General features: G+C 68.2%; 1 protein-coding gene. It reads left to right on the top strand.

Features of this window, described 5'->3' with window-relative positions:
- The coding region (locus AC04SF_RS37545) for a DUF5801 repeats-in-toxin domain-containing protein (RefSeq protein WP_488481894.1) at window positions 1–359 on the top strand (359 nt) is incomplete at both ends.

Here is a 359-nt window from a genome sequence, read left to right as displayed (position 1 = left end):
CTTTCGGTCAACAGCTCGACCGGCGCGGTGACGCTGACGCAGGACCGTGCGGTGCACGAGAACACGGCCGACAATCCGACCGACAGCTCCGAAGGCATCAACCTGACCTCGGGCCTGGTGACGCTGACGGCGACGGTGACCGACAATGATGGCGACAAGGCCTCGCAGTCGCTCGACCTCGGCTCCAAGGCGACCTTCCATGACGACGGCCCCTCGATCACGCTGAGCGGGACGGCGGCGCCGACGCTGAACGTGGACGAGAGTTACCTGACGGCGGCGACCAACGGCGTTGCCGGCTCGGGCACCGGGCCCGCCGGCTCGACCACCGACACGCAGAGCTTTGCCGGTGCCTTCACCGT

This window comes from Mesorhizobium sp. CNPSo 4671 (assembly GCF_057784245.1).
The sequence above is the reverse complement of the archived record's forward strand: the minus strand, read 5'-3'. Positions and strand labels throughout refer to the sequence as shown.